11 protein-coding genes and 1 tRNA gene are annotated in these 13559 nt (G+C 62.9%); 6 read left to right on the top strand and 6 right to left on the bottom strand.

Annotation, left to right across the window (positions count from 1 at the left end; translation table 11 throughout):
• Positions 1 to 205: 205 nt before the first annotated feature.
• The 4 genes from AC1MEM_RS08645 to AC1MEM_RS08630 are packed head-to-tail and all read right to left on the bottom strand — an operon-like array spanning position 206 to position 6696.
• A complete protein-coding gene (locus AC1MEM_RS08645) occupies positions 206 to 2305 on the bottom strand; it encodes a T6SS phospholipase effector Tle1-like catalytic domain-containing protein (RefSeq protein WP_499476631.1) in 2100 nt (699 codons plus the stop codon).
• Entirely contained in the window at positions 2302 to 3039 is a 738-nt protein-coding gene (locus tag AC1MEM_RS08640) for a DUF3304 domain-containing protein (RefSeq protein WP_499476629.1), read from the bottom strand. Before AC1MEM_RS08640 ends, AC1MEM_RS08645 begins: the two co-directional genes overlap by 4 nt.
• Positions 3036 to 3854 carry a DUF4123 domain-containing protein gene (locus AC1MEM_RS08635; RefSeq protein ID WP_499476628.1) on the bottom strand — a complete coding sequence of 273 codons (819 nt, stop codon included), beginning with the start codon at positions 3852 to 3854 and terminating at the stop codon, positions 3036 to 3038. The genes AC1MEM_RS08640 and AC1MEM_RS08635 overlap by 4 nt, the downstream gene beginning before the upstream one ends.
• A 1-nt stretch (position 3855) precedes the next feature.
• Complete coding sequence (locus tag AC1MEM_RS08630; protein ID WP_499476627.1) at positions 3856 to 6696, bottom strand: type VI secretion system Vgr family protein; 2841 nt, start codon at positions 6694 to 6696, stop codon at positions 3856 to 3858.
• A gap of 238 nt (positions 6697 to 6934) precedes the next feature.
• Between AC1MEM_RS08630 and AC1MEM_RS08625 the strand changes: the two genes are divergently transcribed.
• From AC1MEM_RS08625 to AC1MEM_RS08600, 6 genes are all read left to right on the top strand, one after another.
• Complete coding sequence (locus AC1MEM_RS08625; protein WP_499476626.1) at positions 6935 to 7450, top strand: hypothetical protein; 516 nt, start codon at positions 6935 to 6937, stop codon at positions 7448 to 7450.
• An 81-nt stretch (positions 7451 to 7531) separates the two neighbouring features.
• Positions 7532 to 7607 (top strand) — tRNA-Lys (locus AC1MEM_RS08620).
• A gap of 75 nt (positions 7608 to 7682) precedes the next feature.
• Positions 7683 to 8279: an IMPACT family protein gene (locus AC1MEM_RS08615; protein WP_499476625.1), complete on the top strand. Its 597-nt coding sequence runs from the start codon at positions 7683 to 7685 to the stop codon at positions 8277 to 8279.
• A gap of 115 nt (positions 8280 to 8394) precedes the next feature.
• On the top strand, positions 8395 to 9219 hold the full coding sequence (rhlP, locus tag AC1MEM_RS08610; RefSeq protein WP_499476624.1) for a rhombotarget lipoprotein: 825 nt from the start codon (positions 8395 to 8397) through the stop codon (positions 9217 to 9219).
• Positions 9212 to 9802 (top strand): rhomboid family intramembrane serine protease, encoded by a 591-nt coding sequence (locus tag AC1MEM_RS08605; RefSeq protein ID WP_499476622.1) that lies wholly within the window; start codon positions 9212 to 9214, stop codon positions 9800 to 9802. Before rhlP ends, AC1MEM_RS08605 begins: the two co-directional genes overlap by 8 nt.
• Positions 9803 to 9917: 115 nt before the next feature.
• Positions 9918 to 11093 carry an MFS transporter gene (locus AC1MEM_RS08600; RefSeq protein ID WP_499476621.1) on the top strand — a complete coding sequence of 392 codons (1176 nt, stop codon included), beginning with the start codon at positions 9918 to 9920 and terminating at the stop codon, positions 11091 to 11093.
• Positions 11094 to 11219: 126 nt separating this feature from the next.
• On the opposite strand, the gene AC1MEM_RS08595 is transcribed toward AC1MEM_RS08600, so the two are convergent.
• The gene (locus tag AC1MEM_RS08595) at positions 11220 to 11981 is read right to left on the bottom strand and encodes a slipin family protein (protein ID WP_499476620.1); all 762 of its coding nucleotides are present in this window, start codon (positions 11979 to 11981) and stop codon (positions 11220 to 11222) included.
• Between the two features lie 9 nt (positions 11982 to 11990).
• Positions 11991 to 13490 carry an NfeD family protein gene (locus AC1MEM_RS08590; RefSeq protein WP_499476619.1) on the bottom strand — a complete coding sequence of 500 codons (1500 nt, stop codon included), beginning with the start codon at positions 13488 to 13490 and terminating at the stop codon, positions 11991 to 11993.
• Between the last annotated feature and the right edge of the window lie 69 nt (positions 13491 to 13559).

Genomic DNA, 13559 nt, shown 5'->3' with positions numbered 1-13559 from the left:
CAGGCAGCGAGGCTGCGCTTGCAGAGAGATCACATTCGACCAGGCGACTTTAATCCGTCGGTCGCAGGTTTGAATCTCGCGCGGCCTGTCATGAATTTTTTTAAAAATAAAGGCGCCATGAGTGATCATGGCGCCTTTATTGTTTGGCCGTGTAGTACACGCTCTGGAATTTCTTTTCAGCCGTCGCGTGATGAGATTGTAGAATTCAGGCGGCAGTCGCGTCACGGCTGCCATCATCAGCATTCTCTGCAAACTGACGCGCCTCGCCCCCCTGGACAGGAATTGATGAGAGAAGAACGGAATCTTCGCCGGCGTATATTTTACGGAATCTTAAGTACCCAGCTCTGCTCGATAAACCATAGCTCTTCCACGACGAGCCAAACGGCTCCCTCCCCCCCGTCGTCATACGGGGGATCTTGCCGGTTTTTGCATACTCATCCGCAGCACGCCGTTCGTTATCGTCCAATCCATCCTTCTTTTGATGCTCTTTGCATTCGTTGCGTTCTTTCGTCCACTCGGCGAGTTTTACCTGCATATCCGTTGCGTTATCCGGATTTCCCGGAATTAACTTGAACGAGGCTCCGGAGTCATGCACGTAGTTATCAAAGAAATCCACAACCGCCGCTACTGGTCGAGGTAATTCTTCCCACCACGTCGCGATTTCCTCCCACTCTGCCAAATGCTCGTTATCAAATCCTGCCTTTTGTTGGGCCGGCCGAAATGCGGCGCCTTTCTCCTTACGCCAGGCAATAAACGCGTCAATTTCCTGCTCAAACTCCTGCCCAGCGCTTACGAGATCGTTTTGGTCGAACGTGGACGCACGAAGAAAACTTGCCGTTTTCTGCAATGGAGTCTGTCGCGTCACGCGGCGCATCAGGCGCCACTCGATTTGCTTGCGCGCTTGTTCGCGCATGATCCGATGGATTCGCCCCTGGATTTCTTTGCACGTCGCGATGTAAGCATTGAAAGATTCGATGGTGGCAGGCTTGACCGCGAATCTGGATTTTGCGATCGAACTCGCTGTCTCAAGCTTCAGTGGAACGCCGTTCATACGCGCAGCCTTGTACATCATCAATAATGGAATACGAGACAGCATGTCGTCACCATTCGGATCCGCTCCCTTTCCTTGTTCGCCTGGACTGTAGCCACATCCGATATCAGAATGGACGCCGGGCACCACCACTTCTTCACAGCCTGCCGGCAGGTTTCCTCTGACGGAAATCGAGTCGACCGGAAAGCTGCGTCGTAGATCATGTGCAGCGACCAGATGCAGGCATTTGAGACCTGGCGGAATTCGTAAGCTGTCCTCAGTATCGGCCCAGGCTCCATGACCGTCAAAGAGCCTTCCTGCAAAACTGTTCCCCAAGGTGTTACCGGCGCCGACCGAGGCGACGGTATCGAACACGCCAAGAAAATCGAACACGACGTTGAAACCGCCCAGCGAAAACTCCGCCTTCGTCTCATGAACCTGAGCGTCCAGTTTGCATAGCGTTTGTAGCCAGTTTACAAAGGCACGAGCCTCTGTCGCTCCCCGTGAAAAGCCAAACGTTGAAACATAAATCGTTCTGACGATGGCAGGATTGATCTTGGCCGGTTTGCCCGTCTTCGGATCTGGATGGTGTTGTGCAATAGCGGTCTTGAGCCGCAATAAAATACTCCTGAATGCTTGTCGCGCGCGCGTATTCACCTGATTATTGGCGGCGAGGCCGTAAGCATCCCCAGGATTTGTCATCATGGCGCGAGCGAACTTATTGAGCACAATGCGCCGGACCAGCAGATCGACTTCGGCTTGCTCGACCAGTGGGGTTTTCAGGAAATATCGGTGGATATTATTGACAGCTTGTATGAGAGCCCAGATGATCCGACGCTCCCCTAGTCCGCCTGAAGCCGCGCCCGCCGTGTATTGGGTGCCTTCTCCCGTATCACCGACCTGGCTGAATGGGGAGGCGACTCCAGGCACGTACACCTTGAAAAAGTGCGTGTATCGCTCAGGCTTGTACTGCCAGTCAGTCGATTTCGGCAGTACACCAGGAACGCTCAAGCCCGGGTAGCAATCGTACAGACGGGCGACGTTCGAGTGATTTTTGGCAGCGTCCGCTTTAATGTAATTATTTTTTGTGCCGTCAAAAAAGAACCCAAAGAAGAGATTAGTTTCGCACGACTTCCCAGGCATACCAAATATTGGCTGCTCACGCGAATCAAATTCCTTGTCGATTTTCTTCTTTTGCGAGCTACCGAAAAAACTCTCAAAATCGCTGGGGTTGATAAATTCCGCTCCCACCGGCTGCGATAACGTGGCGCTCATGGCTTTTCATCCATGACGTTCTTTAGTAATTTAAGGCTATTATCAAGCCCCTCGTCGTACTCTTTCCGCAAGGAAGCGAGATATTTTGGGTCATGTGGACCTGAAAAACCAGCCAAGTCAGATGGATTGCTTTTTTTTGTTTCACTCCATAAAAATTCCCCATGTTTTTTAGGATCTTCTCCTAAATCATCCAGAAGAGAAACGTAAAGTCGAACGAATATCTCCTCATGCTTTCGATATATCTCCCATCTTTCGAGTTGATATTCAAGCGACGGTATTGGCCACCCTTTTACCTTCCCAGGCCATTGCGCATGATCCGGCTGCAGATCGCTTGAAACGACGCTGATGCTCCCATCTGCATTGCGTAAAACCCAGAGCTCACCGGGCTTGCCGCCGACGTACTTCGGCACCTCGACGATATGCACCTGCTTGATCTCGGGCAGGCTGCCATCAGGCCGCGCCTTCAGCCAATGCGTTGTACGGACCGTGATTTTGATTCCAGGCCGCCATTCGCGCGGAAGGGTCGCGCAGCAAGTTGTACCGCCAGCCGCAAAGGAATCGATGAGCTCGCCACCGCTGATCTGATCAGGCTTCACTGGGTCCATTACCATATAGGTGAACGGGTCGACGGTGTAGTTCACCCCATGCAGGTTGACGTTGACCGTGGACTCTTCACAGCCAGACAACAGAGATGCACAGAGCACGAATACCGGCACCAAAAGCGATCGAATCATGTTTGGCTCTCCCTGATAGAACTGTTTTTCCATATCTGGAACGCCGCCGGTGCGGAAGCGTCATGGTGTGCCTCGGCGTGCCGCCAGAACCAGGCACACCAGTCAAGAACATCATCGTTGGTCAACGCGTCTGAGACACCGATACGAAGCGCGTCAGTCACTCGCGCATGACTTACCGAAGGATGCTTGCCGACCTCGTAGCCGCGATCACCGAGCCGTACCAGGACCTCGTCCGCACGGCTATCATCGACCAGTGCCCCAAATTGCGGATCGTCCAATACAGGATTGTTAGCCGGCACCGCATCGAAGCCAGCGACTTCAAGCTGATTCCGACTTCCATCGCGTGCCACATATGACCAACCTGTGGCTGGCCCCGTGAATTGAGCACGTTGCTCAGGACTAAGCGTCTGCATGATCGCCGGTAGGCGCCGCGTATCTGCGAAGCGAAAATTGAAGCGCATGCCGTCTGCTTCGATTACGCACCATGCCGACAAACGCGCGGAAAGCTGGGCGAGGGATTCGGGTGTTTGGATTAGGCTCAGCATGGGCCAGCGACTGCAGCGCCGTAATAACGAACGCATCCGCTTGTCCTGAGGGACGTAAGGCGTCAGAAACGGCGACGAATCCGCCGTTTCGGCGTTACAACCCGGAAGGGAAGCGAAGAGCAATGATTTGCTGTCGCTCGCGAGCGTCTTATGCAGTCCGGGGACGAACGCGCCGTCGATCAGCAAATAGAGATTATTTGGCGCGACGAGCTTCGCGGCTTGCATATCCAGCTTGTCGAAAAAGTTCTCTTCGAAGGCGTTGATTAGCATGTCATTCCACCATCGTGAACGCTGGCCCGGCTTCGAGCGATTTCTTCAGGCAGGCGATGCAGATACTGCTCGGCATTGCGGGAAGGTCGTAGCCGAGCTTCGCCGGCCCCGTAAAACTCTTCTTCCCCGCATGCACCTTGATTTTCCCCGGACACTGCACCGTAATATTCCCGCCCTCGATCGTGATATTCGCCCCGCCCGCCGTCGATAAACTGATCCTTTTCGCCGCCGCCCAGTCGATATGCGCATTCGCGCTGATGACGTTGATTTCGTCGCGCGCCTGCACTTTCAGTTCGTCCGCCTGCGCCTGGATATCGATGGCGTCCTTCGCCGTGATCAGCTGCAGCCCGATACCGCCCTCCCCGGCCTTTACCGCCCCGCCCAGCACGCCGATTGCCTGCCCGGAATGAACCCGCATCTGCCCGCCGGTGACGAACTGCGTGTCCTGCCCGCTCATCACGGTCACCGTTTCACCGTTCGCCAGCTGCAGGCTTTGCCCGGCATTCGCGCTAAATCCGTCTTGCGCAGCGATGGCGATCAGCGGATCGGTGAAATGTGGAAGCTTGCCGTCGCCGGCGCTCGTGTTTTTCGCCGCGGCATCGGAGCGGGCAGCGTCGAGGCTGTCTTTGCCGACCATGCCCGAGGCGCTCGTGAGCATCGCCTTCAGCGGAGCAGACTTGTCGTCGAGCACGCTGTTGTCGGCTTTGCTGACGCCGAGGTGACTGGAAAGCGCCACCGTCTGGTGCGTGTGCGCGGCTGAGTTGAAGGCGTCCGCCAGCTTCACGGCCTGCGTCAACATCGCCACCGCACCCGCGACCTCGGCGACAGCATCGCGTGCCGTGGCGCTGTGGTTGACCTTGTAGCTGGTAATCAGCAAGCCGGCGCCCGCTCGCACCGCGCCGTAGGCATCGGTGCGCAGTTCGGCGCCGGTACCGCGGAAACTGCCGCGGTAGTTGTCGGCAGCGTGGATCAGGTGGCCCAGGTTCAGTTCGGTTGCGGCATGCGTGCATTTCAGCTGGACGCGGCCTTGTGCGTCCGTGTCGTCGAACAGCAACTGGCTGTAGCCGGAACCGCCGAACTCTTTGCTGCGGATGCCCCACTGGGCGGCGCCGTTGCGGTGGCCGGCGCTGTCGCCGGAGGCGCCGTGCCAGACGGGGCTGTTGCCGCCGGCGATGTTGCCCTGGGCGGAAGCTGCGTGGTCGTGGGCGCGATCAAAAGGCGTCTTCGGCGCGGCCACCCTGACGCCGCCCGGCGTCGGCGGGATGCCGCCTTCTCCCTGGCCGTTGTACAGGGCGCCGACGATGATCGGGCGATCAATATCGTTTTCAAGAAATTGCACCAGCACTTCCTGGCCGATGCGAGGCAGGAACTGGCAACCCATGCCGCCGCCGGCCGAGCGTTGGGCGACGCGCACCCAGCAGCTCGCCTGGCCACCCTCCTGCCAGTGAAAGCGGATGCGTACCCGTCCCAGACGATCGCAGTAGAGCTCGTCGGCACCATTCGGTTCGTCCTTGCCGTCGGCACCGATCACGATGGCGCTTTGGCTGCCGTGCGCCGTCGGCCGCGCGCGCTGCCGGCTGTCGCCGCTTGCCGGCGCCGGGCGCCAGGGTACCTCAGCCGGGATTGCATCGAAGCAGTTGGCGTAGCCGGTCTCCCGGGCTTGCGCGATGGCGAGTGCGAAGTCGTCCGGAACATGCTGGTTCGCCATTTCTTCGAGCAGTTCCGGGATTGGCCCGAACAGTTCGGCGAGCGCGTGCTGCGCCGGCGGCGGCATGTTGTTGACGCCCACGCTGGCGACGCGCAGCACGGTGAATGCTGCTTTGGGACACTGTGCGAGCGGCATGCCGGTGATCGCCAGGCGGGTGCCTGCACGCATGCTGCGCAGTGTCGAACGGCCGTGCCACATGGCGGCGCTCGCCTCCTGCACTTCCATCTGCAAGTCGGCGTGGCGGCGTGCCTGCTCGCGGGTGGCGTAAGCGTACTGGCCGGGCACATCGTAGGACTCGAGAACGGGGAGCTTGCTTCCCTGCCGTTTGCGGGTGGGAGAGCTGGCGGCGACCGCCTGCTTTGCCTTGTAGTTCTGGCTGAGGACGGTCGTGAGCGATGCGTGCAGGCGGCGCCGGGCGACCAGGGCCTGCACCGTATCGCTGGACTCGACCGAACGGGCACCGTGGTAGCGCACCGGCCGGCCGTGCTCGCCCACCGCGCTCGGCCGGGTGCTGTCGGCAAACAGGACGAGGCTCGCCCCGTCCGCATCCTGCTCGCAGCGCCAGCCGAGTCCCTCTTCGGTCAGCAAGCGCAGGACGAAGTCGAGATCGGTTTCACGGTACTGGCAACAGTAGCTGCGCGGCATGGCCTGGGCCATGAACGGTCTCGCGTCGTCGCTCCAGCGCCAGCGCGCCAGCGGCAAATATGCCTTGAAGACCTCATCGACAATGTCGATGACGCTCTTGTCTTGCCACACCCTGCTGTTGCGCACCTGTCCCAGACGCCAGAGCCACGGGACAATGCGCAGCCGGTAGCGCGCCAGGCCACCGTCGCTGCCGAGCATCGCCGCTTCAACGATCTCGCCGGCGAAGCGGTCGCGGGTGCCGTCGGCCAGGCTGATGGCGAGCGCCGCCGGCTGTCCCAGCAAGGAGGCCGAATCGAGATGGGCACTGGTCGACAGGACGATGAGGTCGCGCCAGCCGATTTCCTGCAACGCATCGACGGCTGCGAAGGCTTCGACCAGCATGCTGCCCGCGCCGGCCGCCCGATCGCCGATCGACAGTTCGTACAACCTGCTGCGACTTGCAAACTCCGCCAACGCAGCGGTGACCTGTCGTACCAGCGCGGTAGTCATGGATTAACACACTCCTCATGCATGGGCAATGACGGCGAACGACCGCACAGGTAGTTCAATCTGGGAAGACGTTGCCACGATACAAGGACCGGCCATCAGCACCTTTGCGCCGCATCATGACGCTCCGGAAGCAAGATGATTTGGCAACACTTGCGATACGGCCGCGCTCGTCCTGCCGAACACGAGTGATTTTCGAATGATGCTAAAGTTTTCACACTTTCCCCTGCGAGGTCTTCCCGTGAAATTTTTGCAACGCCTCAGTTCCTTCGGCTACATCTTCGTGGCGGTGCTGTTTTTCATTTGCGGCTTCGCACTGATCGTGCTGGCCGGGGTCGAAATCTGGTCCGCGCTGCAGCCAGGCGGCGAACAGGGGGTGCAGGACCGCTTCCAGCTGATCCTCGAATGCATCGGCTTGCTGACGATTGCGATCGCGGCGCTGGAACTCGGCCAGACCGTGCTGGAGGAGGAAGTGCAACGGGCGGTGCACGTCAGCGCGCCGACCCGCGTGCGGCGTTTCCTGTCGCGCTTCATGATCGTGGTCGTCACCTCGCTCGGTGTCGAATGCCTGGTCGGCGTCTTCCAGTTCATGCACGCCAAGCCCGAATTGCTGCCCCATGTCGCGTCGATCGGCGTGGCGACGGGCGTGCTCCTGCTTAGCTGGGGCGCCTTCATCAAGATGAACGTCGACGCCGAGAAGCTCGAGCCGGCGGCGATGCGCGAGGCGCAGGAGGAAGACGAGCACGTCGAAACCTGAAGCGCTGGCGCTGGCTTTTATACGCGGCCGCAGGAAGTTCTTGGACATTCGCAAGAGTCCGGCTATAATCTTGCCTTCTTCGGGTCGTTAGCTCAGCTGGTAGAGCAGCGGACTTTTAATCCGTTGGTCGCAGGTTCGAATCCCGCACGGCCTACCAAAGATTCAGCGAAAACGCCAACCTTCACGGTTGGCGTTTTTGTTTCCGCTTCAGTTTCCGCTTCCTGCAGCGCCCATGCCCCAGACCCTCACCGCCCCCGCCCACCACGAACTGCTCATCAAGAAGAGCCGTTTCATCGCCTGCGTGCAGCCGATGACGGACCGCGCCAGCGCGCAGGCGGTGGTCGCGCGCCTGCGTGCGCAACACCCGCAAGCGGCGCACGTGTGCTGGGCCTTGCTGGCCGGCGGCCAGTCCGCGGCGGTCGATGACGGCGAACCGAGCGGCACGGCAGGACGCCCGATGCTCGACGTGCTGCGCCACCAGGACCTGGAAGGCGTGCTGGCCACCGTCGTGCGCTATTTCGGCGGCATCAAACTCGGCGCCGGCGGGCTGGTGCGGGCCTATACCGACAGCGTCGCGCAGGCGCTGCTGCACGCCGAGAAAGTGGCGATCGTGCGCCACACGCTGCTGCGCTGCTCGGCGCCGTATGCGCAGGAAGGCATGATCCGGCGCGAACTCGATGCCGCCAGTGCCACGCTCCTCGATGTCAGCCATGGCGAGGCCGTCGTCTTTGCCTTCAGCCTGGCCGAGGCCGACGCGGCCGCGCTGGTCGCGCGCCTGAATGAGGCGGGCCACGGCCGCATCAACTGGCTCAGCGATGATGACACCTGAAAAGTCCGTCCGGCAATACCGCAAGGCGCGTTAAACGCTACTTCGGCGGCGCTGCTTCAGGCGGATCAGGCTCCGTGACACCATGCGTTCCACTTATTAACGACACAGGTGGCCCATGCGATCCTTTCGGACTCTCCTCCTTATCTTGCTGGCCGGCGCCATCGGCGGCTGCGGCTCGGTCAACTTGCGTAGCGCGCGCCATGCCGGCAGCCTGGTCGACTTCCTGTATCCGAAGGCGACGTCCGCGCCGGCGCTGACGCCGGCCGTCACCGAGTTGCGCCCGCCCGTGCGCGTCGGCATCGCCTTCGTGCCGGGAACGAACCGCAACACGGGGCCGTCGGAAGCGGAACGGCTGCAGTTGCTCGAACGCGTCAAGGCCGCGTTTTCGTCGCAGCCCTATATCGGCAAGATCGACCTGATTCCCTCGTCCTACCTGCGGCCCGGCGGCGGCTTCGACAACCTGGACCAGGTCGCGCGCATGTTCGACGTCGAAGTCGTGGCCCTGCTCTCGTACGACCAGATCCGCTTCAACGATACGAATGCGGCGGCCGTCCTGTACTGGACCATTGTGGGCGCCTATGTCATCCAGGGCGACCGGTACGACGTGCAGACCCTGCTCGACGCCGCCGTGTTCGACGTCAAAAGCCGCAAGCTGCTGTTCCGCGCGCCGGGCACCAGCCAGGTCAAGGGCTCTTCGACCTGGGCCAATCTCACCGAACAGGCGCGCGCGGCCGAGTCGCAAGGCTATGCGCAAGCCGTCGACCAACTGATTCCGCATTTGCAGGGCGAGCTGGGTAATTTCCGCGAACGCGTAAAATCCGATCCGCAATTCCGGGTTGCGAACAAGGCCGGTTACAAGGGCGGCGGCAGCGCCGGCTGGCTGGCCGCGCTCGGCGCCCTCGCCCTGCTGGTCATCGGCCGTGCGTGCCGGCGTGCCTGAACGTCCCTGGGCTGCGGCAGGCCTGGCGCTTGCCTGCCTGCTGCTGGCATTTTTGCCGGAATCGACCTCCACCTTATTGGACTGGCAGCGCGAGGCGATCGCGGCGGGCCAGTGGTGGCGCTTGTGGACCGGGCACCTGGTGCATTTCGGACTGCAACACACCCTGTTCGACGCGATCGTGCTGTACGCCGGCGCGTCGCTGCTCGAACGCGAGATCGGTAGCGTTCGCCTGCTGCGTCAGTTGCTGCTGGTATCGCCTTTGATCTCGCTGGCCTTGTTGGCCGTACCCGATCTCATCGCCTACCGCGGCGCCTCGGCCCTTGCGGCTAGCGTCGCGCTGGCGGCGGGCATCGCCGTCTGGCCTGGCGCCGGGTGCTGGCGCCCCGCGCTGCTGGCCGGCGGCCTCGCTTGCGCCGTGTCCACGGCCGCGCAAGCCCTTGGCGCGGGATCGAGTGTGGCGGGCCTGCCTGGCGGCGTCGTCGTGGCCTGGCAGGCGCACGTGTTCGGCGCTGCCTGCGCGCTGCTGCCCGGGTGGCGCGGCGCCGTCTGCATAGCCCGCGCTATCAGGGGCCCGAATACCTGACATCACAAGCCGAAAGAGGACTGGCGGCGCAAGGCGGGCTATAGTGATCGGTTCCACTCGGCCCGGCATGGCGCCCGACTGCCATGACACTGCAACCCTGCAAAGACTCCCTATTTTGATCAAGAAAAGCCTGCTTCCGCTGGCCCTTGGCGGCTTCGGCATTGGTATGACCGAATTCGTCATGATGGGCATCCTCCCCGATATCGCTACCGGCCTCGACATCACGATTCCCCAGGCCGGCTACTTGATCACTGCCTACGCCCTCGGCGTCGTGGTCGGTGCGCCGACCCTCGTCAGCCTGCTGGCCAAGCGCCCGCCGCGCACCGTGCTGATCTGCTTCATGCTGATGTTTGCGGCGTTCAATGCCCTGTCCGCGCTGGCGCCGAACTTTCCCTTGATGCTGGTGTCGCGCTTCTTCGCCGGCTTGCCGCACGGCGCCTTCTTCGGTGTCGGCGCCGTCGTCGCCAGCCGCCTGGCCGACGAGGGCAAGGTGGCCGCCGCGATGGCGACCATGTTCACCGGCCTGACGCTGGCCAACGTGGTCGGCGTGCCGCTGGGCACCTGGCTCGGCCACAACATGAGCTGGCGCCTGGTGTTCCTGATCGTCGCCGCGATCGGCTTGCTGACGGCCCTCGCTTTGCGCCAGTGCGTGCCCTTCTTCGAAGCGCGCCCGAGTGCCGGGTTCAGGAAAGACCTCAGGATCTTCCGCAAACCAGGCCTCTGGATGGCGCTGGCGATCACCTCGATCGGCACCGGCGGCTTCTTCGCCTGGTTCAGTTATATCGCGCCACTGCTGACCGACCTGTCGCGCTTCGCACCTGGCCAGATCCCGATGATCATGACGGTCGTCGGTGTCGGCATGACCGTGGGCGTGACCGCGGGCGGCAAGCTGGCCGACCGCTTCGCACCGATCCGCGCGATTGTGATCCTGTTGGGTACGATGACGCTCCTGCTGTTGCTCAATGGTTTGCTCGCCACCTCGCAGCCGGCCATGCTGGTGCTGGCCTTTCTTACCGGCGCGAATGCGCTGGCGATGGGGCCGCCGATCCAGATGCTGCTGATCGATCATTCGCGGGAGGCGGAAATGCTGGGTTCGTCGCTTGGGCAGGCGGGGTTCAATGTCGGGAATGCGACTGGGGCCTTTCTTGGGGGAATTCCGCTGACGCTTGGCTATTCCTACGCGGCGCCGCAATGGGTGGCGGCCTGGCTTGCGTTCACGGGCGTGATCCTGGCGGCGGGGATGCTGGGGATGGGGTCGGCGTCGCCGCGGTTGGAGTTGCAGCGCGAGTAGGCGTTCAGGTCCACAGTGCGAGGGAACGTGGCGCTGAGGCGTGAGATGATCGTGGCAGCTTCGATCCGCGTGGGCATGCCCCCCTACGGTCACCGCTAACGGCGAGCTCCTGTAACCCCCGGAACGCTAGCGGTCTCCTCCCTTCATCAGGGTAGTCAGCATCTCGATCGGCAGCGGGAAGACGATGGTCGTCGTCTTGTCGCTGGCCAGCGTCGACAAGGTCTGCAGGTAGCGCAGCTGCATCGCGCCCTGCTGGCGGGCCAGCACGGCAGCGGCCTGCATCAGCTTTTCGGAGGCCTGCAACTCGCCTTCGGCGTGGATGACCTTGGCGCGCCGCTCGCGCTCGGCCTCGGCCTGGCGGGCGATGGCGCGTATCATCGATTCGTCGAGGTCGACGTGCTTGATTTCGACATTCGCGACCTTGATGCCCCAGGCGTCGGTCTGGGCGTCGAGCACCTTCTGGATGTCGATGTTCAGGCGCTCGCGCTCGGCCAGCATGTCGTCGAGCTCGTGCTTGCCGAGCACCGAGCGCAAGGTGGTCTGGGCGAGCTGGCTGGTCGCCTCCAGGAAATTGGCCACCTGGATGATGGCGCGCTCCGGATCGACCACCCGGAAGTACAGCACGGCATTCACCTTCACCGACACGTTGTCGCGCGAAATGACGTCCTGCTTCGGTACGTCGTGGACGACGGTGCGCAGGTCGACCCGCACCATCTGCTGCAGCACCGGGATCAGCAGGATCAGGCCCGGCCCCTTGACCGCCCAGAAACGCCCCAGCTGGAACACGACGCCGCGTTCGTATTCGCGCAGGACGCGCACCGACATCGCGAACAGGACCAGCACCACCACGATCAGCAGGGAAAAACCGAAACTCAGGTTGAACAGCATGATGGTCTCCTAGTGTCCATTCGCGGGCGCGTCCTTGCCATTGCCGGGCGGCGGCGGGTTGCGTCCCAAGGGTGCCGGATGTGGCGCCGGCTGTGGCGACTGCGCCAGCGGGGCGACCAGCAGCACGCGTCCGCGCCGTCCCAGCACGCGCACCCGCTCGCCGCGTGTCAGGGGCGCGTCGGCCGTCACCTGCCAGGTCTCGCCGCCGACATTCGCCCAGCCCTCGCGCACTGAATCGCCCAGCATTTCGCCGATGCTGCCCTCGAGCCCGCCAAGTGCGCCCGGACGCGGCCGCCGCCGTGTGCGCAGTGCGACCCGGGCCGTGGCAGCCACCAGTAGCGCAGCCACGACGCCGATGCCCCCAACCAGGCCCAGCGGCAGGCCGAAGCCCGGCGCTTCGCTGTCGAGCAGCAGCAAGGCTCCGATCACGAAGGCAATGACGCCGCCGAAGCCGATCACGCCGAAGCTGGGCAGGAAGGCCTCGGCCAGCATGCAGGCGAGCCCGAAAAAGATCAGCGCCAGCCCCGAATAATTGATCGGCAGTAGCTGCAAGCCGTACAGGCCGAGCAGCAGGCAGATCGCCCCGGCCACGCCCGGCAGCACCGCGCCCGGACTCATGAACTCGAACAGCAGGCCATAGGCGCCGACCGACAGCAGGATCAGCGCGATGCTCGGGTTGGTGATCACCGCCAGCAGGCGCGTGCGCCAGTCCGGCGGCGCATCGAGGACCGCCATCCCCGCCGTGTCGACGCGCCAGGGCTGGCCGCGCACGCTTACCATGCGTCCGTTCGCCTGCGCCAGCAAACCGGGCACATCGCGCGCGACGATGTCGACCACCTTGGCCGCGAGCGCATCCTCGGCCGACAGGCTGAGCGACTGGCGCACCGAGGCCTCGGCCCAGACCGCATTGCGTCCCCGCAGTTGCGCCAGGCCGCGCAGGTAGGCGGCGGCATCGTTGACGACCTTGCTTTCCATGGTCGAGGGCTGGGCCGGCTTGGGGGTGCCGCCCGGCGCACCGGGGCTTGGTGCCCCCGCGCCTGGCGGCTCGGGACCGGCGCCGATCTGCACCGGTGTGGATGCCCCGACATTGGTGCCGGGCGCCATGGCCGCCAGGTGGCAGGCATACAGGATATAGGTGCCGGCACTGGCGGCGCGGGCCCCGCTCGGGGCGACGAAGCAGGCAACGGGAACAGGCGCTGCCAGGATGGCGCGCACGATGAGGCGCATGGCGGTGTCGAGGCCGCCCGGCGTATCGATCTGCAGCACGACCAGCCGTTGCCCGCGCGCCGCGGCCTGGGCGATGCCGCGTTCGATGTAGTCGGCATAGGCCGGGCCGATCGGCCCGTCGACGGTGAGCACGCTTGCGCCTGGGACGGCCGGGCGCGGCTGCGCGCAGGCTGCCGGCGCGACCAGCAGCAATAGCACGCACAACGGCAGGCACCGCGGCAGGCGCAGCAGGCTCAGCAACTGCGCGATCTTCGACGATGGGTTCGCCAGCCAGGATTTCACGTCCGCTCCCGCAGAACTGTCTATCTACGGTTAGAACAGCTGGCTTCGTCCTTGGTTCCCGGCCTGTGC

Source organism: Telluria sp. AIW5 (genome assembly GCF_056680575.1).
Note: the sequence above shows the minus strand (reverse complement) of the source record. Positions and strands in the feature narration are given on the sequence as shown.